This window comes from Pseudomonas sp. VD-NE ins, assembly GCF_031882575.1.
Classification (GTDB): Bacteria; Pseudomonadota; Gammaproteobacteria; order Pseudomonadales; family Pseudomonadaceae; genus Aquipseudomonas; species Aquipseudomonas fluorescens_BZ.
This window is the reverse complement of the sequence record NZ_CP134772.1, coordinates 3,729,378-3,753,815: the sequence shown is the minus strand read 5'-3', so window position 1 is coordinate 3,753,815 and position 24,438 is coordinate 3,729,378. Positions and strand designations below refer to the sequence as shown.

19 protein-coding genes are annotated in these 24,438 nt (G+C 60.3%); 7 read left to right on the top strand and 12 right to left on the bottom strand.

Translation table 11 applies throughout. The features are described 5' to 3' along the window. The first annotated feature begins 261 nt into the window (after positions 1 to 261). Together RMV17_RS16805 and RMV17_RS16800 are read left to right on the top strand one after the other, a co-directional pair. Positions 262 to 627 carry a DUF6124 family protein gene (locus RMV17_RS16805; RefSeq protein WP_186624360.1) on the top strand — a complete coding sequence of 122 codons (366 nt, stop codon included), beginning with the start codon at positions 262 to 264 and terminating at the stop codon, positions 625 to 627. A gap of 59 nt (positions 628 to 686) precedes the next feature. Beyond that, the gene (locus RMV17_RS16800; RefSeq protein WP_311881291.1) at positions 687 to 968 is read left to right on the top strand and encodes a DUF6124 family protein; all 282 of its coding nucleotides are present in this window, start codon (positions 687 to 689) and stop codon (positions 966 to 968) included. 257 nt (positions 969 to 1,225) lie between these two features. Here the strand turns inward: RMV17_RS16800 and RMV17_RS16795 are convergent, their stop codons facing one another. Beyond that, the gene (locus RMV17_RS16795; RefSeq protein ID WP_311881290.1) at positions 1,226 to 1,972 is read right to left on the bottom strand and encodes a helix-turn-helix transcriptional regulator; all 747 of its coding nucleotides are present in this window, start codon (positions 1,970 to 1,972) and stop codon (positions 1,226 to 1,228) included. Positions 1,973 to 2,292: 320 nt separating this feature from the next. On the opposite strand from RMV17_RS16795, the gene ycaC reads away from it, so the two are divergent. Continuing rightward, entirely contained in the window at positions 2,293 to 2,925 is a 633-nt protein-coding gene (gene ycaC, locus RMV17_RS16790; RefSeq protein WP_007915995.1) for an isochorismate family cysteine hydrolase YcaC, read from the top strand. 87 nt (positions 2,926 to 3,012) lie between these two features. On the opposite strand, the gene RMV17_RS16785 is transcribed toward ycaC, so the two are convergent. Together RMV17_RS16785 and RMV17_RS16780 are read right to left on the bottom strand one after the other, a co-directional pair. Then, positions 3,013 to 3,984, bottom strand: a complete 972-nt coding sequence (locus RMV17_RS16785) for an alpha/beta hydrolase (protein WP_311881288.1) — start codon at positions 3,982 to 3,984, stop codon at positions 3,013 to 3,015. A gap of 230 nt (positions 3,985 to 4,214) precedes the next feature. Continuing rightward, complete coding sequence (locus tag RMV17_RS16780; RefSeq protein WP_311881286.1) at positions 4,215 to 5,471, bottom strand: MFS transporter; 1,257 nt, start codon at positions 5,469 to 5,471, stop codon at positions 4,215 to 4,217. A gap of 265 nt (positions 5,472 to 5,736) precedes the next feature. On the opposite strand from RMV17_RS16780, the gene RMV17_RS16775 reads away from it, so the two are divergent. Next, positions 5,737 to 7,284: a sensor domain-containing diguanylate cyclase gene (locus RMV17_RS16775; RefSeq protein ID WP_311881284.1), complete on the top strand. Its 1,548-nt coding sequence runs from the start codon at positions 5,737 to 5,739 to the stop codon at positions 7,282 to 7,284. On the opposite strand, the gene RMV17_RS16770 is transcribed toward RMV17_RS16775, so the two are convergent. From RMV17_RS16770 to RMV17_RS16755, 4 genes are all read right to left on the bottom strand, one after another. Next, entirely contained in the window at positions 7,246 to 9,708 is a 2,463-nt protein-coding gene (locus RMV17_RS16770) for a PAS domain-containing protein (protein ID WP_311881283.1), read from the bottom strand. The genes RMV17_RS16775 and RMV17_RS16770 overlap by 39 nt on opposite strands. A 126-nt stretch (positions 9,709 to 9,834) precedes the next feature. Next, positions 9,835 to 11,373: a cryptochrome/photolyase family protein gene (locus RMV17_RS16765; protein WP_311881280.1), complete on the bottom strand. Its 1,539-nt coding sequence runs from the start codon at positions 11,371 to 11,373 to the stop codon at positions 9,835 to 9,837. A 281-nt stretch (positions 11,374 to 11,654) separates the two neighbouring features. After that, positions 11,655 to 12,779: an alkene reductase gene (locus RMV17_RS16760; RefSeq protein WP_311881279.1), complete on the bottom strand. Its 1,125-nt coding sequence runs from the start codon at positions 12,777 to 12,779 to the stop codon at positions 11,655 to 11,657. 102 nt (positions 12,780 to 12,881) lie between these two features. Next, on the bottom strand, positions 12,882 to 13,559 hold the full coding sequence (locus tag RMV17_RS16755) for a type 1 glutamine amidotransferase domain-containing protein (RefSeq protein WP_311881277.1): 678 nt from the start codon (positions 13,557 to 13,559) through the stop codon (positions 12,882 to 12,884). 212 nt (positions 13,560 to 13,771) lie between these two features. On the opposite strand from RMV17_RS16755, the gene RMV17_RS16750 reads away from it, so the two are divergent. Beyond that, positions 13,772 to 14,356: a TetR/AcrR family transcriptional regulator gene (locus RMV17_RS16750; RefSeq protein WP_311881275.1), complete on the top strand. Its 585-nt coding sequence runs from the start codon at positions 13,772 to 13,774 to the stop codon at positions 14,354 to 14,356. Between the two features lie 33 nt (positions 14,357 to 14,389). On the opposite strand, the gene RMV17_RS16745 is transcribed toward RMV17_RS16750, so the two are convergent. Both RMV17_RS16745 and RMV17_RS16740 read right to left on the bottom strand, forming a co-directional pair. Further along, on the bottom strand, positions 14,390 to 15,094 hold the full coding sequence (locus RMV17_RS16745) for an HTH domain-containing protein (protein ID WP_311881273.1): 705 nt from the start codon (positions 15,092 to 15,094) through the stop codon (positions 14,390 to 14,392). Next, a complete protein-coding gene (locus RMV17_RS16740) occupies positions 15,094 to 16,041 on the bottom strand; it encodes an NAD(P)-dependent alcohol dehydrogenase (protein WP_102899147.1) in 948 nt (315 codons plus the stop codon). The genes RMV17_RS16745 and RMV17_RS16740 overlap by 1 nt, the downstream gene beginning before the upstream one ends. Positions 16,042 to 16,347: 306 nt before the next feature. Here RMV17_RS16740 and RMV17_RS16735 point away from each other — a divergent pair, with 306 nt between their 5' ends. Next, positions 16,348 to 17,058, top strand: a complete 711-nt coding sequence (locus tag RMV17_RS16735; RefSeq protein WP_240049745.1) for a carboxymuconolactone decarboxylase family protein — start codon at positions 16,348 to 16,350, stop codon at positions 17,056 to 17,058. 12 nt (positions 17,059 to 17,070) lie between these two features. Here RMV17_RS16735 and paoC read toward each other — a convergent pair whose 3' ends face one another. Then, positions 17,071 to 19,281 (bottom strand): aldehyde oxidoreductase molybdenum-binding subunit PaoC, encoded by a 2,211-nt coding sequence (gene paoC / locus RMV17_RS16730; protein ID WP_311881268.1) that lies wholly within the window; start codon positions 19,279 to 19,281, stop codon positions 17,071 to 17,073. Positions 19,282 to 19,547: 266 nt separating this feature from the next. Between paoC and RMV17_RS16725 the strand changes: the two genes are divergently transcribed. Then, positions 19,548 to 21,674: a TonB-dependent siderophore receptor gene (locus RMV17_RS16725; protein WP_311881266.1), complete on the top strand. Its 2,127-nt coding sequence runs from the start codon at positions 19,548 to 19,550 to the stop codon at positions 21,672 to 21,674. Between the two features lie 996 nt (positions 21,675 to 22,670). On the opposite strand, the gene RMV17_RS16720 is transcribed toward RMV17_RS16725, so the two are convergent. Both RMV17_RS16720 and RMV17_RS16715 read right to left on the bottom strand, forming a co-directional pair. Beyond that, positions 22,671 to 23,627, bottom strand: a complete 957-nt coding sequence (locus RMV17_RS16720; protein WP_108225367.1) for a 2-hydroxyacid dehydrogenase — start codon at positions 23,625 to 23,627, stop codon at positions 22,671 to 22,673. Between the two features lie 32 nt (positions 23,628 to 23,659). Then, complete coding sequence (locus RMV17_RS16715) at positions 23,660 to 24,418, bottom strand: SDR family oxidoreductase (protein ID WP_311887062.1); 759 nt, start codon at positions 24,416 to 24,418, stop codon at positions 23,660 to 23,662. Positions 24,419 to 24,438: the final 20 nt, after the last annotated feature.

The following is a 24,438-nucleotide window of genomic DNA, read 5'->3' as shown; positions in this document are numbered from 1 at the left end:
CGCGGCTATGGGTCGGGATATATCGTTTGCCTGTCACTGCAAATCAGTGATCGGGTTTGGTAGCCCGCTTCGGTACCGCCGTATGGCGCCACCTTATGCAGTCTCTTTTTGCGGCTGCGTTTTATATGGTGGACATGCGTGGGGCTCATTCATGAGCGCCGGGTTTCCGTATCGACCGGTCTACCAACCCGCGCATGGCCGCCACCTTCGTTTGGTAGCGAAAGTGATGGCTCCGGTCAATTTCGATACGAGACTTTATCTATGTTCAAAGCCACACCCAACCCACCAGATACCGATCCAATCCCCTACGACGCCGCGCTCGAACCTCAAAACATCAAAGAGGCCACAGAACGGGCGATCAATTTCTACCTCAATCCTTCCGCGCTCAAAACCTCAAAACCCACCCGCAAAACCGGCAAGATCTACCTGATCGACCCCACCGTCGACGACGAAACCCTGCTCGTTGAAGCCTACGAATCGTTGTCATCGGCCAGTGACATGGCCCGCGACCTTGCCGACTCGGTCGACAGCCCTCACCGCAAGAAAATGCTGATCCTGCAACAGGTGATCATGTTGAGTGAGTTGGTGGTGAGTCGCGTCCTCGACAATCAGCGCTTGCCCAACTAATTGCGAAACAGCCGCGTGAGGGAGCCTGCTCCCTCGCTGCGCAGAAGGAGTTTTAGCTTATGTCCAAGACACCCGATCCGCCGGTGACTGCGGTCAACATCATGGCCACGCCCTACACGCCCAACGCTATGTTCCGGGTCAATCCGCAAATTGATACCGAATCCCTACTGGCAAACGCCTGTGAATCGCTGGCCTCGGCTTCGGTCATGTTGTGTGATTTTGCCGGGATGCTGGAGGGGCCGCATCGCAATACCTTGCTGGGTATTGCGCAAGTGGTGATGTTGGGGGAATTGGCGGTGAATCAGGCATTGGAGCACGTCGCGGGATTGCCCTCACCCTAACCCTCCCGAAACGTCGGACCGCCCGGAGGGAGAGGGGACTGATCGCGGGGTTCTGTCGAGATGCACCGACGTGAGATACCGAGTCGAACTCAGGTTTTGAAAAGCTCAAAGTTCGGCTCAAAAGTCGAACTCAGTTTCGAATTCAACCGAGATCGGCTCCCTTTCCCCCTCGCCCCCCTTGGGGGGAGAGGGCTGGGGTGAGGGGGGAATCTCACTGACACGACCAAAAAAACCAAGCCTTCGCTAATTCCTGCGTATCACGCCGCACTCGACGCCGATCCCTCTAGCGGCGAATACATCCAGCGCATCAACGAATGCCGTCCGCTGATGCCCAACTTGATCGCCGCGCGTTTCAGATAGCTCTCCACGGTGTTGACCTTCAACGCCAATTGTTCAGCCAGTTCCGGCGCCGTGCGCCCGGCGAGCAGGCCGACACACACTTCGGTTTCGCGGTTCGACAGGCTCAGCCCCAGTTGCTCCAGGCGCTCGTCGAAGCGTAGGCGCAAGGTTTCCAAGCCGCTGCCTTCGGCTACTTCGGACGGAATTTGTGGATCAGGGGTGGCCGGTTGCAGGGCGTTGATGTGTTTTTCCACCATCGGCAGCAGCACCGGGGAGATGTCCTGCAACAGGCTGCGCTCCTGCGCGGAAAAGCGCTGTGACTCGCCGTTGCGGTATACCGAAATCACGTAGCGATAGCCGTCCTTGCGCCGGGTCAGGTGCAGTTGCGAGGCGTCCGCGCTGGTCGCGACCGGCGCGTTCTGTAAGTGGTGGGCCGCCGCATTGTGTTCGGAAAACACCGTTTCGGCGAGCAGGGCCGGCTCTTTCAGCGGCTCCGGCTCACTGCGGCTCGACGCGCGGCTTACCGGTTCGATGCGCATCTGCCGGATGTGCGTGGCGTCTACCGCCAGTTGCGTCAGGATCAGGTCATGCAGCATGCGCGGAAAGTGCCGGCTGCCGGTGCTGGCGATGACCTTGCCGATGTGGGGGAACAAGTGTGAATTCATATGCGTGTCATCCCTGAGAGGCGTTAATTCAAAAACGTCTGCAGCACCGTCGACGATCTCCTTGGTCGACGAAAAGCCGCAGACTTGGATCCTATCCTAGTACAACGTTTGAGCGACTGTTTAATGAAGGTGTTATTAGCTAATAACCCTGAATTTGCTGGCTTCAACGTGGGAACGAAGAGAACACCGTCGTTGAATTGTCCTGTTCAGGTTGACGGTGAAACCCATTTCAACCGATTTATCCCTTTCCGATGCGTCAGTAACCTGTACACAACTTGAACGCAACAACAACTTTCCAACATTGAAAAGGGACGCACACCATGACCACTCCAACCTACAACCGCCTGAACAAAGACGACGCTATCGTGCTGCTGGTCGACCACCAGACCGGCCTGATTTCGCTGGTGCAGGACTTCTCGCCGAACGAGTTCAAGAACAATGTGCTGGCCCTGGCGGATCTGGCCAAGTTCTTTGAGCTGCCGACCATCCTCACCACCAGTTTTGAACAAGGCCCGAACGGCCCGCTGGTGCCAGAGCTGAAAGAGATGTTCCCGGACGCGCCGTACATCGCTCGTCCAGGCCAGATCAACGCCTGGGACAACGAAGACTTCGTCAAGGCGATCAAAGCCACTGGCCGCAAGCAGATCATCATTGCCGGTGTGGTGACGGATGTGTGCGTAGCGTTCCCGACCTTGTCGGCGCTGGCAGAAGGGTTTGAGGTGTTTGTGGTGACCGACGCTTCCGGCACTTTCAACACCACAGTGCAACAGGCTGCATGGAGTCGCATGACTCAGGCCGGCGCACAGATGATGAACTGGTTTTCGGTGGCGTGTGAGCTGCACCGCGACTGGCGCAACGACATTGAAGGGTTGGGCAATCTGCTGTCGCAGCGCATCCCCAACTACCGCAACCTGATGAACAGCTATTCGGCGTTGACGGCTCAGCAGAAGTAAGCTGACGTGCTGCAAACGAAAAGCCTGCCCTGAAAAGCAGGCTTTGTCGTGTCTGCGCTTTAAAGCGCTGGCAGCGCTACGATGGCGTTACTTCAGGTTTTGGCTGAAAAACGTGGTCAATTTGGCGAAGGGAATCAGGTTGACCCGGTCGTACAAGTCGACATGGCCGGCCCCTGGAATGATCAGCAGCTCTTTGGGTTCGGCCGCGCGCTGGTACGCGTCTTCACTGAACTCGCGGGAGTGCGCCTGAGCACCGGCGATGAACAGCAGCGGGCGCGGGGAGATACTCTCGATGTCATTGAACGGGTAGAAGTTCATGAACTTCACATTGCTGACCAGCGTCGGCATGGTAGTGGTCTGCGGTGAAGCGCCGGCCGGGGTGACCTGACCACGCGCAGTGCGGTAGAAATCGTAGAACTCGTCCCCCACGGCATTACCGGTGAGTTTCAGCGGTGTGCCGCCGGTGTAGCGCACTGGGCCGCCCCAGAACTGCGCGTTACGCTGCTGCGCCGTCTGTTCAATGATGGATTGGCGTTGTGCTGGCGTGAGCGAATGCTTGAGGCCGTTACGGTTGGCGGCGCCCATGTCGTACATGCTGACAGTGGCAATCGCCTTCAAACGTGGGTCGATTTTGGCGGCGCTGATGGCAAAGCTGCCGCTGCCGCAAATACCGATGACGCCGATACGCTCGCGATCGACCAGTGGGCGAGTGCCGAGAAAGTCCACCGCCGCGCTGAAGTCTTCGGCATAAATGTCCGGTGCAACCGACTGGCGTGGCAGGCCCTCGCTTTCGCCCCAGAAGGACAAGTCGAACGACAGCGTGACGAAACCTTGTTCGGCCATTTTGGTCGCGTAGAGATTGGCGCTTTGCTCTTTCACCGCGCCCATCGGGTGGCCGACGATGATCGCGGCATTTTTGGACTGCGGGTCAAGGTTCTTCAGGCTGAACAGATTGCCTGCGACCTTCATCCCGTACTGGTTCTTGAAGGTGACCTTTTCCACGGTCACTTTATCGCTGGTGTAGAAGTTGTCTGCGCCGTTCGACATATCGGCTCCCATGGCTGAAAAAGTACTGAAGAGCAGCCCGAAGGCCAAGCAAAAACCTTTCACTGGAATGTCCTTGCGATTGAGGGTTTATTCGTCTGAGCCTGTGCACGAACATTCTCTCGATCAGCGCCTCAGCGCCGAAGTGCATTCCTCTGGATTGCTTGCCTGATCCACTGAATCTGGATTTTCAACGCCGCGCAGACACGATATGGCGGCGATCAGAGGGCAGGGACGGCTATGGATTACGCTGAGGATTCAGTACTGGCCTCGACCAATCCGCTTTCTGCCTGACGACCACTGCGCTGGGTTTCCGGAACCCCGACCCCAAGCAACACAACCGCCACCGCCGCAATACCGGCCAGGGTCAGAAACGCCGCGCTGTAACCAGCCTCCTGCACAACGAACCCGGCGAGGCCGTTGCTCAGCGCTGCGCCCAGTCCGAAGGCAGTCGTCAGTGCGCCGAGGCTGATGTTGAAGTGACCGGTACCTTGGGTGAGGTCTTTGACCATGATCGGAAACAAGGCGCCGAACAGACCGGCGCCGACACCGTCGAGCAGCTGCACCGCGACCAGCCAATAAGCATCGTCCGACAGCGTATAGAGCACACCGCGCAAGGGCAGGATCAGAAAACCGGCCAGCAGCAGCGGTTTGCGTCCCCACAAGTCGGCTTTGGCCCCGACCAGTAATGCCGCCGGCACCATCACCAATTGCGCGGCCACGATGCAGGCGGAGGTCAGCGGGGTGGCCATCTGCAAATTGGCTTGCGCGAGTTTTTGACTGACCAGCGGCAACATCGCCGCGTTGGCGAGGTGGAACAGTGCACAGCAAATGGCGAACAGCAACAGCGGCCGGTTGCTCAGCAGCACGGATAACCCGGAAGGTTGGCGATGGCCAGCGTCGGCCGGATCCAGTCCACGGGCCAGATCATGGTCGATGGCTGCTGGCGACACGCAGGCAATGGCGATGACACTGGCCAGGGCCATGGCCGCCATCAGATAGAACACCGCCACCGGGCCGAACAGATACGCGAATACGCCGGCGAGGAGGGCGGCGCAGGCGTTGCCGGCATGATTGAAGGTTTCATTGCGCCCGGTTCGCCGGGTGAACGCCCGTGGTCCGGTCATGCCCAGGGTAATCGCACAAATCGCCGGGGCGAATATCGACGCGGCCATTGCACTGAGGGTTTGCGTCAGTGCCACCCAAGTGAACGACGTCACGAATGGCAGCAGCAGGCAACTGCCGGTCACCAGCAGCGCGGCGATCGCAATCAACGCTCGTTTGCGCCGGCTGTTGTCGACCCAGGCGCCGGCGGGTGTCTGGGTGATCAGCGCGGCGACCCCGGCGATGGTCATCACCAGGCCAATGCTGGCCGGCTCCCAGTGATGCACCGCCAACAGGTAAATGGCCAGATACGGGCCGAGACCGTCGCGCACGTCGGCGAGGAAAAAGTTCAGGCTGTCCAGTGACAGGTTGTTGCGGCGATCGAGGTCAGCGGCCACGGCGGTATCTTCAATGTTCGAGGTTTGCGGATGGATTCAACCTCAGCAAGCCTAATGACCTGCGGCCGTGAATATAAGTTGCAGGCCGCTGTCGTGTCGTTGCGAAACAACGCCAAGGGGTTGAAAACGACGTTCCGTCATACGGTTGCTGCACGTTCGACGCGCTGCTTGTATCCTTGCGCCGGTCGAGGACATACGACCGCTGTTATTGCCTTGAATCAGTAACGGCCGGAACGGGAAACCGGACTTTCCATTAGGTACTTTCGTGAAGCGTGATACCCACCTCGTCATCCTCTTGCTGCTGGTCATCGGCTGCTCTCTGGCGTCGCTGACCATCTGGAAAGTGCTGTCTTCGCGCGATCGCGCGCTGGAAGAGGTCAACGTGCACGGGTTGAACCTGACCCAGGCACTGGAGACCTATTCCGAAGGCATTGTCCGGCAAAGTTCGCTGCTGCTACTCGGGCTGGTCGAACGCCTCGAAACCGAAGGCAGTGGTCCCGCGCAGATCCAGCGCCTGAGTGCGCTGGTCAACCGCCAGCAACCGCTGATGCCACAGCTGAGCGGTATCACCATTTATGACCGTCAAGGTCATTGGCTGATGTCGTCGAACCGGCCGATTCCGGTGGGTGCCAACAGCAGTGATCGGGCTTATTTCATTCATCATCGCGACGATCCGAGCCGCGAACCCTATATCGGGCCACCCATCCGCAGCCGTTCCAATCAGGAATGGGTGATTACCGTCAGCCGCCGCTTCAATGATGATCGTGGCGAGTTTGCCGGGGTGGTGGCCGTGACCCTGGGCGTGGAAAACTTCCTGCGCCTGTTCGGCAAACTCGACATCGGCCAGGACGGGGCCATCGGCTTGTCCTATACCGACGGCACATTGCTGGTTCGCTATCCGTTCCGCGAACAGGACATGGGCCGCAACTTTTCCAAGTCGCCGATCTACGCCAAGTACCTGGTCGATCAATCGGTCGGCACCGCGTCTTATACCTCCAGCCTGGATGGCGTCGAACGCCTCTATGCGTTCCGCAAAAGCGAGAAATTGCCGCTGATCACCACGGTCGCCATCGGCAAGCGTGAAGCGCTCACGGCGTGGCGAACGGAAGCGCTGCTGTCGGCGGTGGTGGTGGCGGGGCTGTTGGGGCTTACCGGTCTGATCGGCTTGTTCTTGATCCTCGACATCCGTCGCCGGACCCAGGTTGAGGGCGAACTGCGCATCGCTCAACAGCAGTTGCTCGGCTCCAATCGGCAACTGGAACTGTTGGCCATGAAGGATGCGCTGACCGGGCTGGCAAATCGGCGCTGCTTCGACGAAACCCTGGCCACAGAGGCGCGGCGGGCAAAGCGCGACGGCTCGTCGCTGGCGTTGCTGATGATCGATATCGACTATTTCAAGCGGTTCAATGATGCACTCGGGCACGTTGCCGGCGACGCCTGTCTGCAAACCGTCGGTAGCGTGCTGGATGCGTGTGTGCGGCGGCCGTCAGACCTGGTGGCGCGCTATGGCGGCGAGGAGTTCGCCGTGATCATGCCCGACACCCATATTGACGGAGCCGAAGTGGTTGCGCAGCTGATTATCGAGCGCTTGCAGCAAGCCAACATCGCACACCCCTCCAGTCCCTTGGCCCGCGTGAGCCTGAGCATCGGCATCGCCGCTGCGCGCGGTCCGCAGCTGGAGCCGCTGAGCGCTCTGATCGAGTGCGCCGATCAAGCGCTGTATCAAGCGAAAACGGCAGGGCGCAACAGGTTCATGAGGTTCGCTGCGCAACCTTCAATCGAAGTCGATGGTCAGCAGGCCACTGACCCGTGACACGAGGGTGTCGACGGCAAACGGTTTGGTCAGCACCTGCATGCCCGGGCCGAGTTGACCGTTGCCGATCACTGAGTTTTCCGCGTACCCGGTAATGAACAAGGTCTTTAGCTTCGGTCTGATTTCCCGGCCCGCATCGGCCATCTGCCGGCCGTTCATGCCGCCCGGCAAGCCGACATCGGTGATGAGCAAATCGATGTGCGCGCTGGAACGCAATACTTCCAGCCCCTCAACGCTGTCGCCCGCTTCGAGCAGGTTGTAGCCAAGGTCGTTCAGCACGTCCTTGAGCAGCGTGCGAACGGTGGGTTCGTCGTCGACAATCAGAATGGTCTCGCCGGTCTTTGCCAGCAGGGTTGCCGAGCTTTGCGCGTCATCGTGATTGCGCTGCGTTTCGCCGAGGTAGCGCGGCAGGTAAATGCACATGACCGTGCCTTGCCCCACGGCCGATTGCACCCGCACCTGTCCGCCGGATTGCTTGGTGAAACCGTAAATCATCGACAGCCCCAGCCCGGTGCCCTGGCCCAGCGGTTTGGTGGTGAAAAACGGGTCGAAGGCCTTGGCCATGACTTCCGCACTCATACCGGTACCGGTGTCGGCGACCGACAGGCACAGGTATTGCCCTTCGGGCATTTCCCGTACGCGCGCTGATTCAGCATCCAGGGTTCGGTTGGCGGTTTCGACGGTGATGCTGCCGCCATCGGGCATCGCATCGCGGGCGTTGATGCACAGGTTGAGCAGGGCGTTTTCCAGTTGGCTGGCATCGACCAGCGCCGGCCACAGATCGGCGGCGACTACCGTCTTCAAGCGAATGCTCGGGCCGACGGTGCGCTGGATCAGTTCGCTCATGCCGGCAATCAGTGCATTGACTTCAGTTGGCCGTGGATCGAGGGTCTGTCGCCGGGAGAAGGCCAGCAGGCGGTGGGTCAGGGCCGTCGCGCGTTTGGCCGCGTCCTGAGCGATCAGCATGTATTTGTCGATGTCGTTCAGACGACCTTGACGGATGCGTTTCTCCATCAGTTCAAGGGAGGCGCAAATGCCTGCCAACAGGTTGTTGAAGTCATGGGCAAGACCGCCGGTGAGTTGCCCGACCGCTTCCATTTTCTGCGATTGGCGCAACTTCTCTTCGGCCTGCATCAGTTCTGCGGTTCGCGCCGAGACTCGTTGTTCCAGTGTGTCATTGAGGGCTTTCAATGCGGCGGTGACCCGGTCGCGCTCGGCTTCGACATTGCGCCGGTCTTCGACATCGATGAGCACGCCGGGAAAGCGCAAAGGCGTGCCGTCTTCGGCGCACTCGACGCGGCCGTTCGCTTCAATCCAGGTGTATTTGCCATCCGCGCCGCGCACTCGGTATTGGTGCGAATAGGCACCTCCACGGGCAATGACTTCATTGATCGCGGTTGTGAGTCCTTCCCTGTCGTCCGGGTGAACGGTCATCACCACTTGTTCCAGGCTCAGACCGTCGAGACCCCAGGCAGGATCGAGGTCGAACACCCGCGCGAAAGCCTCATCGACGCTGAAACGATCGCTGGGCAAGTGCCAGTGCCAGGTACCGATAATGGCGCCAGCGGCAAGGGCCAGTTGCACGCGTTCGACGTTTTCCCGGGCGACGGCCTCGCTGATGCGCAAACGTTCTTGCGCGTCGCGGCGCTCGGTGACATCGCTGAAGAAGATCGCAATCTGCCGATCGGCCGGGTCGCCGACGCGGACAGCGCGAACATCGAACCAGCGTTCGAAGGTATTGGCGTAGTTCTCGAAGTTGGCCGGCTCGCCGGTCTTGGCCACATGGCCGTAAGTCTCGAACCAGAATTTCTCCAGGTTGGGCGCAAACTCGGTGACCCACTTGCCCCGCAGGTTGACCCCGGCCTGACGCTCGAACGCCGGGTTGGCTTCGACGAAGTAATAGTCGATGGGGTGGTCGTCGGCGTCGAATTTGACTTTGACGATGGCGAACGCGGCTTCGATGGTCTCCAGAATGGTGCTGAAGCGTTCTTCGCTACGACGCAATGCAGTTTCGGCACTGCGCGAGCGGGTCAGGTCGAGCATCGCGCCGATCATGCGTTCGGCTTTGCCATCGGCACTGCGGATCAGATGTCCGCGATCAAGCACTTCGGCGTATGAACCATCGTGGCAGAGGAAGCGGTACTCAGCGCTCCAGGTCGTCCCGGAGCCGTCAATCGCCGAGCGAATCGAGGTGGTCACGCGCGCGCGATCCTGCGTGTGAATCTGCGCAAATCGCCAATCACACGTCGGCTCGATGGCGCCTGACGCGTAGCCATAGGCCTGTTGCAGCGAGTCGTTCCAGATGACCTGGTTGGTTTGCAGATCCCAGTCCCAGACGGCGTCGCAGGTCGCCTTGACGGCCAGACGCAGGCGCGTGACCTCAGACTCAAGCTCCTCGCGAGTAAGCTGTTTCAGGATGTTCACCCTTCATGCGTTGATGGTTGGCCTGCGTTCAATTGGCGTGTTTCAAGCCCTCTGCTTCACAAGCTTTGTGAGCCATTGACCCGGTGTCTCATGTTTAAGTTGCACGAGGATCAAGCTCGCGCGCGTTCATAGCGATTCGCCGAGATCCAGTCTGTCGAGCAGCCCTTGCCCGCGCTGCCACAAAGCCTGCTGTTTTTCCAGCGGCATGCGATCGAGGTTTTTGTACATCATGCCCATGCGCTGATTGCCGCGCAGAAGGTCACCGTGGCGCATCAGGAAATGCCAGTACAACGCATTGAACGGGCAGGCGTTGTCGGCCGTGGTTTCGCGCACCGAGTAAGCACAGTCGCGACAGTAGTCGGACATCCGGTTGATGTACTGGCCGCTGGCGCAATAAGGCTTGGAACCGAGGTAACCGCCATCGGCGTGCATGACCATGCCGAGGGTATTGGGCCGCTCGACCCAGTCGAAAGCGTCCATATAAATCGCCAGATACCATTCACAGATCTGGCTCGGCGCGATGCCGGCGAGCAGGGCGAAATTGCCGGTCACCATCAGGCGCTGAATATGATGGGCGTAGGCGTGTTTGAGGCTTTGACCGATGGCCTGGCGCATGCAGTTCATCTGTGTGTCGCCGGTCCAGTAAAACTCTGGCAGGCGCCGGGTATTACCGAAGGCATTGCCCTCGGCGTATTCCGGCATGTGCAGCCAGTAGACGCCACGCACATATTCGCGCCAGCCGATCAGTTGCCGGATGAAGCCTTCGGCGGCATTCAGCGCGATGTTGCCTGACCAATAGGCCGACTCCACGTCACTGCAGAGTTGACGCAGATCGAGCAAGCCAATGTTCAGCGCAGCGCTGATGCGGGCATGGAACAGAAACGGTTCGTCGCTGGCCATGGCGTCCTGATAATCACCGAAGCCCGCCAGCCCGTAGTCGAGAAACCAGGCCCACAATGCCTGGGCATCGGCGTGCGTCACCGGATAGTTGAAATCATCCAGGCTGCCGTAGTGACTGGCGAAGCGTTCCTTGACCAGTGCGAGGACTTCGAGGGTGATTGCATCGTTGGTAAAACCCGCCGGGTAGGGCGCCTTGACGGATTTGGGCAGGGCTTTGCGATTGTCGGCGTCAAAGTTCCACGCGCCGCCGACCGGCGTGCCGTCACCGTTGAGCAGCAGGCGACTTTTGCGGCGTATCTCGCGATAGAAGAACTCCATGCGCAGCTGTTTTTTGCCAGCGGCCCAAGTGCGAAACTCATCGCGGCTGCAGAGGAAACGGTTGTCGGCATGCCAGTGGATCGGCAAGCCACACTCCTTCAGTGATTGCTCCAGACGCCAGTCGCCGCATTCGGTCAGGTGAATCTCGTTCGCTTGCAGCAGCGCCTGCCAGCGCTTTAATTCGCCGGGTACCGAGCCGCTGTTGTGCGGGTCGTCGAGGGTCACGTACTGCACTTGGAAGCCCTGGTTTTCCAACGCCTGAGCGAAATGACGCATGGCGCTGAAAATCAGCGCGATCTTCTGCGGATGATGGGCGACATGGCTGGCTTCCTCCATGACCTCGACCATCAGCACACGGTCTTGTTTGCCATCCAGATCGGCCAATGACGCCAGATCAAACGATAACTGGTCGCCCAGAACGAGGCACAGACGATGGGTTTTGTTCATTTGACGGATTCAGCGTAATGAGCAGCAGGCTGCCGAGTGGACGTTTAAACGTTAAGTCCAGATAGTTGTACAGATTATAGTAATTGTATAGGTTTTTGTGCGGTGAATATTCACATCCCCCCTGTGGGAGCGAGCCTGCTCGCGAAGGCGTCGTCACATTCAACATTGTGAGTGACAGACCCGCCGCTTTCGCGAGCAGGCTCGCTCCCACAAGGGTTTGCACTCCGATTCGGATGAACGCTCCCGCTGTTTCGGGAGCGTTTTACGTTGCCTTGAAAGGCTTAGCCGGGATAAACGGGGTAATCCACATAGCCTTCGGCGTTGCCGCCATACACCGTCGCCGGGTTCAACGCATTCAACGGCCAGTCATTGGCGATACGCGCAGGCAGATCGGGGTTGGCCATGAACGGCCGGCCGAAGGCGACCAGATCGGCAAGTCCGGATTCGAGCAGTTGCGCGCCGGATTTGGCGGTGTAACGCCCGGCATAAATGATCGCGCCGCTGAAGGTATCGCGCATGGCCTGACGAAACGTGAGGGGCATCGCCGGGGCGTTGTCCCAGTCGGCTTCGGCGATCGACAGATAGGCAATGCCGACGTCTTGCAGGATTTTGATCGCCTCGATGTAGGTGGTGTGCGGATCCTCCTCGACCATGCCCAGATAAGTGCGCGCTTCATCGGTGGTAGTAAATAGCGGGGCGAAGCGCACGCCGACTTTTTCCTTGCCGATGCACTCGGCGACGCCGGCGACCACTTCCTTGAGAAAGCGCAGGCGGTTGTGCAGCGAGCCGCCGTACTGATCGTCGCGCAGGTTGCTGTGGGCGGAGATGAACTGGTTCACCAGATAACCGTTGGCGCAGTGCAATTCGATGCCGTCGAAGCCGGCGTCCATCGCGTTGCGTGCGGCCTGGATGTACAGCTGAACCAGTTCCTGCACTTCATCGGTGCTCAGCGCGCGCGGTGCCGACGGTGGCACCAGTTCGCCGGCGCCAGGCGCGGTTTCGATAAACACGCTGACCCGATCGGTTGCCACGGCGGAAGCTGAAACCGGGGCTCCGCCGTCGGGTTGCAGCGCGGTGTGGGAGACGCGGCCGACGTGCCACAGCTGGGCGAAAATCACCCCGTCCACGGCATGCACCGCCTCGGTGACTTTGCGCCAACCGGCGATTTGCTCTGCGGTATGAATGCCCGGCGTCCACGCATAACCCTGGCCGCGAGGTTCGATCTGCGTGCCTTCGGTGACCAGCAGACCGGCGCCGGCGCGCTGTTGGTAATACTCGGCCATCAGCTCATTGGCGATGTTGCCCGGTTGGGTGCTGCGCTGGCGGGTGAGGGGTGGCAGGACGATACGGTTTTTCAGGGTGTGATGGCCGAGAGTGGCGGGGGTGAAGAAACGGCTGTTGTTCATGGGTGACCTTTTAGCGGCTTATTAGACCAGTCGTCTATTGACTGGATAAAAAATAACGCCGGGCAAGATGCACCCAGCGTTAGGAAGGTTGGACGCGAGGGTTTAGCCCAGCATCTCCAGCAGTTTTTTTGCGACGGCGGCGGAACTGGCCGGATTCTGGCCAGTGACCAGTTGCCCGTCGGCGACCACATGGACCTGCCAGTCAGCCACTTTCGAGTAATGGCCACCGAGGCGCTGGAACTCGTCCTCGATCAGGAACGGCACCACGTCCGTCAGGCCAACGGCCTCTTCTTCGGAATTGGTGAAACCGGTGACCTGGCGATGCTGGACCAGCGGTTTGCCGTCAGCGGTGAGGGCGTGACGCAACACACCTGGCGCATGGCAGACAAACCCGTGGGGTTTGTTGGCGCGGTCAAACGCTTCGATCAACGCGATCGACCGTTTGTCTTCAGCCAGATCCCACAGCGGGCCGTGGCCACCTGGGTAAAACACGGCATCAAAACCATCAGCGCTGACGCCGGCCAAGCGCCCGGTATTGGCCAGTGCCTGTTGCGCGGCGGAGTCTTTGCGGAAGCGATCGGTCTCGGCGGTCTGCGCATCGGGCTCATCGCTTTTCGGGTCCAGCGGCGGCTGGCCACCGGCCGGCGAGACCAGGGTGACGTCGACGCCGGCGTCCTTGAAGGCGTAGTAGGGCGCGGCGAACTCTTCCAGCCAGAAGCCGGTTTTCTTGCCGGTGTTGCCGAGTTGATCGTGGGAAGTCAGAACCATCAAGATTTTCATAGAGCACCTTGCTTAGGTCGGGTGTCTTCGATTAGGCGAAACATTCGCGCATCGGCCACACCGGTCAGAAAACGTTTGTCGGGGCGCAGCATAGATTCCAATTAGACCAGTCGTCTAGTAATTTTTTATCCGAGGGTTTTTCATCGACAGGTATGGCAAACTTCCGTTCCTCCGAAAATACGACTGGTCTATTGCCTGGTAACTTGCGCCCGATGAAACCGACCTACGACGACACCCGCCAACACTTGCTCGACACCGGCCACCGGATGATGGCCGAGAAGGGCTTCACCAGTGTCGGCCTCAACGAAATCCTGCAAACCGCCGGTGTGCCCAAGGGTTCGTTCTATCACTACTTCAAATCCAAAGAACTGTACGGCCAGGCATTGCTGGCGGATTACTTCGTCGATTACCTCGCTGACATGGAACGGCGCCTGACGCTGCCAGGTCTGAGCGCGTACGAGCGGCTGATGGATTACTGGCAGGGCTGGCAGAATCGCTGCACCCTAGAAGGCCACGGTGACGAATGTCTGGTGGTGAAGCTCAGCGCCGAAGTCGCCGACCTGTCGGAGTCGATGCGCCTCACCTTGCGCGATGGTGCCGAGCAAGTGGTCGCGCGCATTTCCTTGTGTATCGAACAGGGGCAAGCCGAAAACAGCCTGCCCCAGGGCGATGCCCGGCATCTGGCGGAAACCTTGTATCAGCTGTGGTTGGGCGCCAGTTTGCTGAACAAGTTGCAGCGTACCGGGCAGTCGTTGCAGACCTCGATGGCGATGACCCGACAACTGCTGGCGGTGTGAGCGGCGGGGCCGTTGTGGCCCAGGTTACATGGCTCAACACACCTCGCCCTGACTGTTGCAGGGCCGCACATCCTCGGCACGCCATTGTTTGATCAAGCGCCGGCGGTCAGGCGCGTAGTGTTCGACGAGCACCTGCACCGTCGCAAGGTCAGCCATATCGATCACGCGAAACCGGCTGTCGCCTTCGCACCACGCCGCGATGCAGCGCTTGCCTTCGATAAAGCCCAACATGATCGGCCAGATGATGTGTTCGGCGGCCTCCGCATGTTCGAGCGCTAGCGCGATGCGCAGCTTGTTCTGCTCGCGCAGCGCCCGACGAATCTCGCTGAGGTCGATGGTTGTGCCGGGGCTGAGTGGCTTGGCCACATAAAAGGTTTCGTCTTCGAAAATCGGCCGCATCTGTGCGGGCAGCACGGCACTGATTTTCGCCAGGGCATTGTTGACGGCGCCCGCGAGTTGGCTGTCGGTCTGCCGGCTGACCCATTGCGCGCCGATGACCAAGGCCTGTATTTCCTCGGTGCTGAACGATAACGGCGGCAGGACAAAACCGGGCTTGAGCACATACCCAAGGCCCGGCTCGCCGTCGATCTCGGCCCCCATGCCTTGCAGCGTGACGATGTCGCGGCGAATCGTGCGCAGCGACACGCCCAATTCAGCCGCCAAGGCTTTGCCGGACACCGTACGACGATGACGCCGCAGCGCTTGCATCAGCTCAAACAGACGATGACTTCTGGCCATTAACGCTCCATGGCGACGACACCTTTGCCGCCGAGTTTGCGGCCCTGTTCGAGCTCGCGGATCAGTTGTATGGCGCCGTCCAGCGGCACCACTTCTCCTAGCCGAATTTTCAAGCGTGCCTCACTGGCGGCACTGGCCAGTGTTTCGAGGATTTCGTGTCGCGGTGTGCCAATGACCAGTTTCAGTCGCCGATCAATCAAGCCACGCAGGAATTTACCCGGCCCCGGATTGAGATCAAGCAAACAGCCGCCCGGACGCAGCAATCCGATACCGGTCGAGACCGTCATCGTCGCGGCCGTGTCATACACCACATCGAAGCGCGCCGGCAGCCTCTTCAGGTCCGTTAACCGGTAGTCGTAGACGGTCGATACCCCCAGCGCCTGTGCCCGGGCAACGTCCGACGCGCTGCAACTGCCCGATACCGTGGCCCCCGACATCAGGGCGATCTGCACCGCCGCTTCGCCGACTGCCCCCGCGCAACCATTGATGAAAACCTGCTGACCGGCTTGCAGTCTGGCCTTGTCGATCAGCCCGTTCCACGCGGTAATGCCCGGTGTGCCAAGGCACGCCGCATCGGCGAAGGAAAGAGTATCCGGTTTGCTCGCCAGAAAGTCCTCCCTGGTCACGACGGCTTCGCCCAATGCGCCACTTTCTTTGAAGCGGGATAGCCCGAAAACCGCGTCGCCGACCTGGAAGCGTCTGACACTCGCCCCAACCGCAAGAACCACGCCAGAGAAATCCATACCCATCGCGCGCGGAAATGTTCTGCCGGTGATCAGCTTCATCCGGCCCTGACGCAACTTCCAGTCAATGGGGTTGATCGCTGCAAATCTGACCTGCACGAGCACTTCATCCTTGCCGGGTGCTGGCAACTGGAATGCTTCGACGCGCATCACGTCCGGGCCGCCGTAGCGCGAATACTGAATACGTTTATAGCCTGCTGACATGTTGGGTTCGCCTTCCGAGAGTGGACATGACACCGACTCTATAACGGGGCAGTGCCAGTTTTTGGCACCATTCGCTTTCTATGGAGGAGGCAGATTGATGAACGGTGTTCATGACTTCATGACGCTGAGCGCAGATAGTCGCAAGATCCTCGTCGGTTTACCGTAGCGGCTGATTATCCCGTCAGCAGGAGCTTAACGATGGCAGCACTCCCGGTTCGTAGCGTGACCCACTCCAGCCGACTTCTGTTGACGGCCATCGCACTGTTGCTGACAGCCTGTGCTTCAACTGAAAAAGGTTCGACCTCCATGAAACGTTCACCTGCAATGACCTCCGACGCCGCGGCTGCCGTGTCCCCGGCACTGGCTCATAACACCGATGCCATGTTGTTTGGCGAAGTATGGAAACGCCCGGGATTGTCACCGCGTGACCGCAGTCTGGTGACGGTTGCGGTGTTGATTGCACGCGGGCAAACCGCCGAGATGGCCGCGCAATTCAACCTTGCGCTGGACAACGGTGTCACGCCGCTTGAGCTGTCCGAAACGCTCAATCACCTGGCGTTTTATTCCGGTTGGGGCAATGCGTCAGCGGCTCTGCCTATCGCCGGCGAGGTGTTCTCCGCGCGCAACATCGATGCTGAGCAACTGGCACCGGTTGCGCCGTCGTTGCTGCCGCTGGACCAGGCTCGCGAAGCTGACCGCGTGGAGCGCGTGAATGCGGCGGTGGGATCAGTGGCGCCGGGGCTGGTCGAGTTCACCACCAAAGCGCTGTTCCGCGATCTGTGGTTGCGGCCAGGTCTGGCGCCTCGCGATCGCAGCCTGATCACGGTCAGTTCGTTGGTGGCCAACGGGCAGACCGGCCAGGTCGGGTATCACCTGGGTCGGGCGATGGACAACGGTTTGAGCCAGACCGAAGCGGCGGAAATGATTACCCAACTGGCGTTCTATGCCGGATGGCCGAATGCGTTTTCCGCCGTGCCGGTGTTCAAGGAAGTGTTCAGCCAGCGCGCGCCGGGCTGACTGAACAGGGCGTCAAATCTGCTCCGGCAAGTGCGCGATAAGTTTGTCTAGCGTGATCGGATAGTCGCGCACGCGCACGCCGGTGGCGTTGTAAATCGCATTGGCGATGGCCGCTGCGGCGCCACTGATGCCCAACTCGCCGACACCTTTGGCCTTGAGCGGCGTGGCGTACGGATCAACCTCATCGAGGAAAATCACCTGCTGATGGGGAATGTCTGCGTGCACCGGCACTTCGTAACCGGCGAGGTCATGGTTGACGAAAAAACCACGGCGCTTGTCGACCTGCAGTTCTTCCATCAGTGCGGCCCCGGCGCCCATGGTCATGCCGCCGATGATTTGGCTGCGCGCGGTCTTTGGATTGAGAATCCGCCCTGCTGCGCAGACCGCCATTTGGCGGCGCAGGCGAATCTCGCCGGTCGCCGCGTTGACCGCGACTTCGGCGAAATGTGCGCCAAAGGTCTGCTGGGCAAAGCGCTGGGCCAGATCGCCGAACTCCATGCGGTCTTCGCCAACGAGATCCCCTGCGGCCGCCGCCTGAGCCAAAGGAACATGTCGCGTGCCATCGTGCATTTCGCCGAGGGCAAATTCGGCCGTTTGCGGATCAAGTCCGACGGCGCGGGCAGCGGCTTCGCGCAACTTGACGCAAGCGGCATAGACCCCGGCGGTAGACGAAGCCGCACCCCATTGCCCACCCGATCCCGACGACTCCGGAAAGCGCGAGTCGCCAAGGTGCACTTCGACCCGGTCCAGTTCCACACCCATCATCTCGGCGGCGGTCTGCGCAATGATCGTGTAGCTGCCGGTGCCGATATCCGTCATGTCGGTTTCGACGGTGATTGTGCCGTGCCGATCAAGGCGCACACGGGCCGCCGATGCGGTGGTTGGCGCGCCACGTATGGCGGACGCCAGACCGATGCCGATCAGCCAGCCATTCTCCAGGCGTTGGCCGGCGCTTGCGTTGCGCTGGTGCCAGCCGAATTGCTCGGCACCGGTTTGTAAACACGCGACGAGTTGCCGTGTGGAGAACGGGCGTGATGGCTGTTCGGGGTCGACCTGTGTGTCGTTGAGCAGGCGCAACTGCAGTGGGTCGATGCCGAGTTTTTCCGCCAGTTCATCCATGGCAATTTCCAGCGCCATCATGCCCGGTGCTTCCCCCGGCGCGCGCATGGCCGAACCTTCGGCCAGGTCCAGCACGGCAAGATTCAAGCGGGTCATGCGGTTGGCGCCAGCGTAGAGCAAACGCGTCGAGGCCGTCGCGGCTTCGGCCCGGCCCCCGGGCAGGTTGCCTGACCAACTCTCATGGCCGATGGCAGTGATCAAACCCTCGCGGCTGGCACCGATGCGAATGCGTTGAAGCGTCGCGGGGCGATGGGTCAAATTGTTGAACATCAGCGGACGTGGCAGCGCGACTTTCACCGGACGCCCGGCGTGTCGTGCCGCCAGCGCCGCCAGCACCGCGTCACACAGGATCGTACCTTTGCCGCCGAAACCGCCGCCAATGTAGGGCGATATCAAACGAATATCTTCTTTGCGTATACCGAGTGTCCTGGCCAGATCGCGCACGCCCCAGTTGATCTGCTGTATCGACGTCCACAACGTCAGCGAATTGCCGTTCCACTGGGCGATGGTGGCGTGGGGTTCCATCATCGCGTGCGCCTGATCCGGCGTGCTGTAGTGCTGGTCGATCTGTATCGGTGCGGCGCTGAAGGCACCTTCGAAATCTCCGATCTGCGTCTGCGGCGGTGGGCCGAAGCCGGCGGGAGGGGGCGGAGTAGCCGAATCCTTGGCGGCAGCCAGATCGAACGCGCCGGGCTCGGCGACATAGCTGATCTCGAGGAGATTGGCAGCCGCGCGGGCCTCTTCAAATGTCTGCGCGACGACAATCGCGACAGCCTGGTGATAGTGGTCCACCTGCGGGCCGGCCAAGGCGCGCGCGACATAGAACTCGCCCTTGGCCAAAGGCCCGGCATTCTCGTAGGTGACGATGGCAATCACCCCGGAACTGTTGCTCGCCTGCGTCGAGTCGATCGAGGCAATTCGTCCCTTGCCGATCCCGGCGCCGACGATATACCCATAGGCCGGATTGGGCACTGCGGCATGTTGTTCATACGCGTAGGGCGCGGTCCCGGTGGTTTTCAACTTGCCATCGATGCGGTCGGCGGGCTGGCCGATGACGTTCAATTGATCGATCGGATTAGTGCCGGCCGGTGTGTCGAATTTCATCGCTGATTTCCTCTTCAGGCGGGCTGACGGCCAGCGCCGGGCGCCTCAGCACCAGCGTTGCAGGCCATATCGCCTACGAGCCTAGGCCATTGAACCGCCTCTGATAATGCTCGTTGACGGGATGGAGTCATGAGTCCGGCTCACGAATCCTGATCAATATGACAAATAAGAATAAGTTTCAATTACACGATCTCTGGTATACCATCCGCGCCGCTGTTCTGGCGGTTTCACCCTTCGTTCTGGCCTATTCACAAGGTTTTCATTTCATGCGTCGTACTCTGCTTTCCATTTGCGTGCTGCAGGCGTTGTCTTCTTCCTCGTGGGCCGAACAGGCCGATTCAACCACCTCAGCGCTTGAGCTGGACGCAACCGATGTGGTCGGTACAGCGGATTACGAACGAGCCGACGGCCCGGTGCAGGGTTATCGCGCCACACGTTCCGCCAGTGCTACCCGTACCGACACCTCGATCCATGAAACCCCGCAATCGATCAGCGTGGTGACTAAAGATGCTGTCGAAGACCTCGGCGCCACGCGTCTGCAAGATGCACTGGACTATGCCGGCGGCGTCGGCCGCGCGAACAATTTCGGCGGGCAGGGCCTGACCACGTTCACCGTGCGCGGTTTCACCACCGGCGAGTTCTACCGCAACGGCTTCCCGATCAATCGCGGCTACCCGAACATGCCCGATGCCAACACCATCGAACGTCTGGAAGTGTTGCGCGGGCCGGCGACGATGCTCTACGGTCGTGGCGATCCCGGCGGCACCTTCAACGTTGTGTCCAAGCAGCCGTTGGCCGAGCGCACGGTCACGTTGGGCAGTCAGTTGAACGATCAAGGCATGAAGCGCGGCACGCTGGACGCCTCCGGCCCGCTGGATGAAGAGGGGCGCCTGGCCTATCGACTGAACGTGGTGGGTGAGGGCGGCGATACCTTCCGCGATCACGTCGAGACCGAGCGCTACGGCATCACGCCAGTGCTGACCTGGCAGGCCAGCGATACTACTCGAGTGATCTTCGAAGGCGATTTCATGCGCAACAATCATCCGCTGGATCGCGGCGTGACGCGTTACCCCAAGCAGATTGGCACCGCCTCGCGAGACACGTTTTTCGGCGAGAAAGACGCCGGCAAATTGCACAACGACAACAACATGGCGCAACTGCGCTTCGAACATCTGCTCAATGATGACTGGACGCTGGGCGGTGGTTTCCAGTGGCTCGACGGCTCGCTTGAGGGCAATGCGATCGAGGCCAACGGCATTGCCGATGACGGTCGAACCCTGGGGCGCAACTTCAACTACCGCAAACTGGAGTGGACCGACAAGGACACCCAGCTCAATCTGACCGGGCATTTCAGCACCGGTGGCTTGCAGCACACCTTGCTGACCGGCATCGAGTATGAAGATTACGACTACAAGTCGATCATTCAGCGCTCCAGCGGCGCGGTCGGCGCCTACCCGATCGACATCTTCGATCCGGTCTACGGCCAGCCGCGTCCGGCGCTGACTCGCACGCCGACCCACGACAGGGAAAACCTCAAGACCTACGCCGCGTTCGTCCAGGATCAGGTGGCGTTGACTGATCGTCTGAAGGTCCTGGCCGGGGCACGTTTCGAGCGTTTCGAGCACGACTATGAAACCTACGTGCCGGGCGGCAAAAACTGGCAGGCCAGCGACAACGCGGTGACTCCACGCCTCGGCGTGACCTACGACCTGACCGAGACCCTGGCGGTCTACGCCGACACTGCGCGCTCGTTCAAGCCCAACACCGGCGCGAGCCGCGTGGGCGGAGGCTTCGCCCCGGAGAAAGGCAAATCCTACGAAATGGGCGTCAAGTGGGAAGCGCTGGATCATCAGTTGAGCGTCGATGCGGCGATCTATCAGATCGAAAAGCGCAACGTGCTGACCACCGACCCGGTGGACTCGACCTTCAGTGTGGCCGCCGGGGAAGTGCGCAGCCGTGGTTTCGATCTGAACGTCGCCGGCAACCTGACCCCCGAATGGCGCGTCATCGGCGGCTACGCCTATGTGGATGCCGAGGTGACCAAGGACAACGTGATCCGCTCGGGCACACGGTTGATGAACATTCCGCAGAACAGCTTCAGCCTGCTTAACGTCTACGAGTTTCAGGACGGCACGCTTAAAGGTCTGGGCCTGGGCACCGGCCTCAAATACGTCGACGAACGCGCCGGGCAAACGGCCAATACTGCGTTCTCGATGGGCAGCTACACGGTTGTCGATTTGCTCGGTTTCTATAAGGTCAACGAGAAGGTGCGGCTCAATCTTGACGTGAAGAATCTGTTTGACCGGGATTATGAAGAGGGCGCGTTCGGAAATGTCTACGCCTATCCGGGCGCACCGAGAACGGTGCAGGTCGGGATTTCCTACACCTTGTAAGCCGAGCTCGACGCTGCAACGGCGGCCCCTCACCCCAGCCCTCTCCCGGGGGAGAGGGAGCCGACCGAAGTGTCTTGGGAGATGCATCGACCTGACAGAACGCGTCGATTGCGGGATCATCCGTAGTGCTTGGCGGTATGGATTTTCAGGCGCTATCGCACGTTGGCGTTCATCCGCTACGGATTCATCGGTAATGCCTGGCGGCATTGGATTCACAGGCGTTATTTCAGGTCGGCGTTGATCGCCAATATCCCCCAATCGGTTCCCTCTCCCGGGGGAGAGGGAGCCGACCGAAGTGTCTTGGGAGATGCATCGACCTGACAGAACGCGTCGATTGCGGGATCATCCGTAGTGCTTGGCGGTATGGATTTTCAGGCGCTATCGCACGTTGGCGTTCATCCGCTACGGATTCATCGGTAATGCCTGGCGGCATTGGATTCACAGGCGTTATTTCAGGTCGGCGTTGATCGCCAATATCCCCCAATCGGTTCCCTCTCCCGGGGGAGAGGGAGCCGACCGAAGTGTCTTGGGAGATGCATCGACCTGACAGAACGCGTCGATTGCGGGATCATCCGCAGTGCCTGGCGGTATGGATTTTCAGGCGCTATCGCACGTTGGCGTTCATCCGCTACGGATTCATCGGTAATGCCTGGCGGCATTGGATTCACAGGCGTTATTTCAGGTCGGCGTTGATCGCCAATATCCCCCAATCGGTTCCCTCTCCCGGGGGAGAGGGAGCCGACCGAAGTGTCTTGGGAGATGCATCGACCTGACAGAACGCGTCGATTGCGGGATCATCCGTAGTGCTTGGCGGTATGGATTTTCAGGCGCTATCGCACGTTGGCGTTCATCCGCTACGGATTCATCGGTAATGCCTGGCGGCATTGGATTCACAGGCGTTATTTCAGGTCGGCGTTGATCGCCAATATCCCCCAATCGGTTCCCTCTCCTGGGGGAGAGGGCTAGGGTGAGGGCAGCTGTTTCGGCACGCGCCACTTAGCCAGTGACACAACCTTGCGGCGTTTTCCCGGCAAAGCTGTCGAGCAGACTCGCCACCACCATCTCACCCATCCGCGTGCGCGTCTGCAAAGTTGCGCTTGCGCGGTGCGGTTGCAGCACCACCTGTTCGTTGCCGAACAAGGCTTCTGGCACATTCGGTTCATCGACGAACACATCCAGCCCGGCACCGGCGATCTCACCGGCATTCAGTGCCGCCAGCAAATCAGCTTCGTTGACCAGTTTGCCCCTTGCCACGTTGATCAGATACCCATCCTTGCCCAACGCCTGTAGTACTTCGGCGTTGATGATGGCTTCAGCCTTGTCGGCAGCGGCGGCGAGAATCAACGCATCGCTGTCGCGGGCCAGTTGCTTGAGGTCGGCGACGAAAGTGTGGCTGACGTCGCTCATCGGTTGCAGGTCGGTGTAACTGATCGGACAGCCGAAGGCCGCCGCTCGACTGGCCACCGCGCGGCCAACCCGACCCATACCGACAATGCCGATACGCATGCCGGACACTTGACGTGCCAGAGGCAGAGGCGCCAGCGGTGTGGCGCTGTGCGGCCATTGACCCGAGCGTACATAGCGATCACTGGTACACAGCCCGCGACACACGGAAATCAGCAAACCGATGGCAAGGTCGGCGACGTCTTCGGTCAGCGCGCCAATGGTCGCCGTCACGCGGATGCCGCGATCCCGAGCGTAAGCCAGGTCAACCGCATCGGTGCCGACGCCGTTGACCGCCACCACTTCAAGTTTCGGCAGTTGCGCCATGACGGCTTGGGTGATGCCGGTATGGCCACCGGTGATCACTCCGCGAATATTCGCGCCGTGTTCCTGCAAATACGCCTGTTTGTCCGCCTGCTGGAAATAGCGTCGGACCGTAAACAGTTCATCGAGACGTGTGTTGATTTCAGGAATCAGAATCGGGCTGAGCTGCAAGACTTCTGGCTTCATGTAAACCTCTCTTACCGAATAAAAAGGCCGGTTCAACCGCGGCCGGCAAACGGCATGGCGGTGGCCATGACGGTCATGTTCAGAACGTTGGCCGACAGCGGCAGGCCGGCGATGTAGCGCACGGCATCGGCGACATGCTTGACGTCGACCATCGGCTCCACAGCGATGCTGCCGTTGGCCTGACGTACACCTTTGGTCATGCGCACCGACATTTCGGTCAGGGCGTTGCCGATGTCGATCTGGCTGCAGGCGATGTTGAATTCGCGACCGTCCAGTGCCAGCGATTTGGTCAGTCCCAGCACCGCATGTTTGCTGGCGGTGTAGGCGCTGCTGAACGGACGTGGTGTGTGTGCCGAAATCGACCCGTTGTTGATGATGCGTCCGCCCTGAGGCTGTTGACGGCGCATCAGTCCGAAGGCACCACGGGCGCACAGGAAAACCCCGTTGAGGTTGGTGTCGATCACGTTGCGCCACTGTTCGAACGTCAGTTCGTCCAAGGGCACGGCGGGGGCGTTGACCCCGGCATTGTTGAAGACCACATCCAGTCGTCCGTAGACCTCGGCAATGGTTGCGAACAGCGCATCGACACTGGCCGGGTCGCGCACATCGGTGGGCACCGCCAGGGCTTCGTGCCCCTCGCTTGCCGCCAGTTCGACCAGCGCCTGTAACGGTTCCGGCCGGCGACCGGCAAGCACCAGGGTGTAGCCGTCGGCCAACAGGCCAAGCGCAACGGAGCGACCGACTCCGCTGCCAGCGCCGGTGACCAGCGCGACTTTCAAAGGTTGAGTGATGGACATTTGGTTGTTCTCCT

What these genes read in the sequence shown, in the direction of transcription:
- RMV17_RS16805 (WP_186624360.1), top strand. Translation starts at nt 262, where the DNA reads ATGTTCAAAGCCACACCCAACCCACCAGATACCGATCCAATCCCCTAC.
- RMV17_RS16800 (WP_311881291.1), top strand. Translation starts at nt 687, where the DNA reads ATGTCCAAGACACCCGATCCGCCGGTGACTGCGGTCAACATCATGGCC.
- RMV17_RS16795 (WP_311881290.1), bottom strand. Translation starts at nt 1,972, where the DNA reads ATGAATTCACACTTGTTCCCCCACATCGGCAAGGTCATCGCCAGCACC.
- ycaC (WP_007915995.1), top strand. Translation starts at nt 2,293, where the DNA reads ATGACCACTCCAACCTACAACCGCCTGAACAAAGACGACGCTATCGTG.
- RMV17_RS16785 (WP_311881288.1), bottom strand. Translation starts at nt 3,984, where the DNA reads ATGGGAGCCGATATGTCGAACGGCGCAGACAACTTCTACACCAGCGAT.
- RMV17_RS16765 (WP_311881280.1), bottom strand. Translation starts at nt 11,373, where the DNA reads ATGAACAAAACCCATCGTCTGTGCCTCGTTCTGGGCGACCAGTTATCG.
- RMV17_RS16760 (WP_311881279.1), bottom strand. Translation starts at nt 12,779, where the DNA reads ATGAACAACAGCCGTTTCTTCACCCCCGCCACTCTCGGCCATCACACC.
- RMV17_RS16755 (WP_311881277.1), bottom strand. Translation starts at nt 13,559, where the DNA reads ATGAAAATCTTGATGGTTCTGACTTCCCACGATCAACTCGGCAACACC.
- RMV17_RS16750 (WP_311881275.1), top strand. Translation starts at nt 13,772, where the DNA reads ATGAAACCGACCTACGACGACACCCGCCAACACTTGCTCGACACCGGC.
- RMV17_RS16745 (WP_311881273.1), bottom strand. Translation starts at nt 15,094, where the DNA reads ATGGCCAGAAGTCATCGTCTGTTTGAGCTGATGCAAGCGCTGCGGCGT.
- RMV17_RS16740 (WP_102899147.1), bottom strand. Translation starts at nt 16,041, where the DNA reads ATGTCAGCAGGCTATAAACGTATTCAGTATTCGCGCTACGGCGGCCCG.
- RMV17_RS16735 (WP_240049745.1), top strand. Translation starts at nt 16,348, where the DNA reads ATGAAACGTTCACCTGCAATGACCTCCGACGCCGCGGCTGCCGTGTCC.
- paoC (WP_311881268.1), bottom strand. Translation starts at nt 19,281, where the DNA reads ATGAAATTCGACACACCGGCCGGCACTAATCCGATCGATCAATTGAAC.
- RMV17_RS16725 (WP_311881266.1), top strand. Translation starts at nt 19,548, where the DNA reads ATGCGTCGTACTCTGCTTTCCATTTGCGTGCTGCAGGCGTTGTCTTCT.
- RMV17_RS16720 (WP_108225367.1), bottom strand. Translation starts at nt 23,627, where the DNA reads ATGAAGCCAGAAGTCTTGCAGCTCAGCCCGATTCTGATTCCTGAAATC.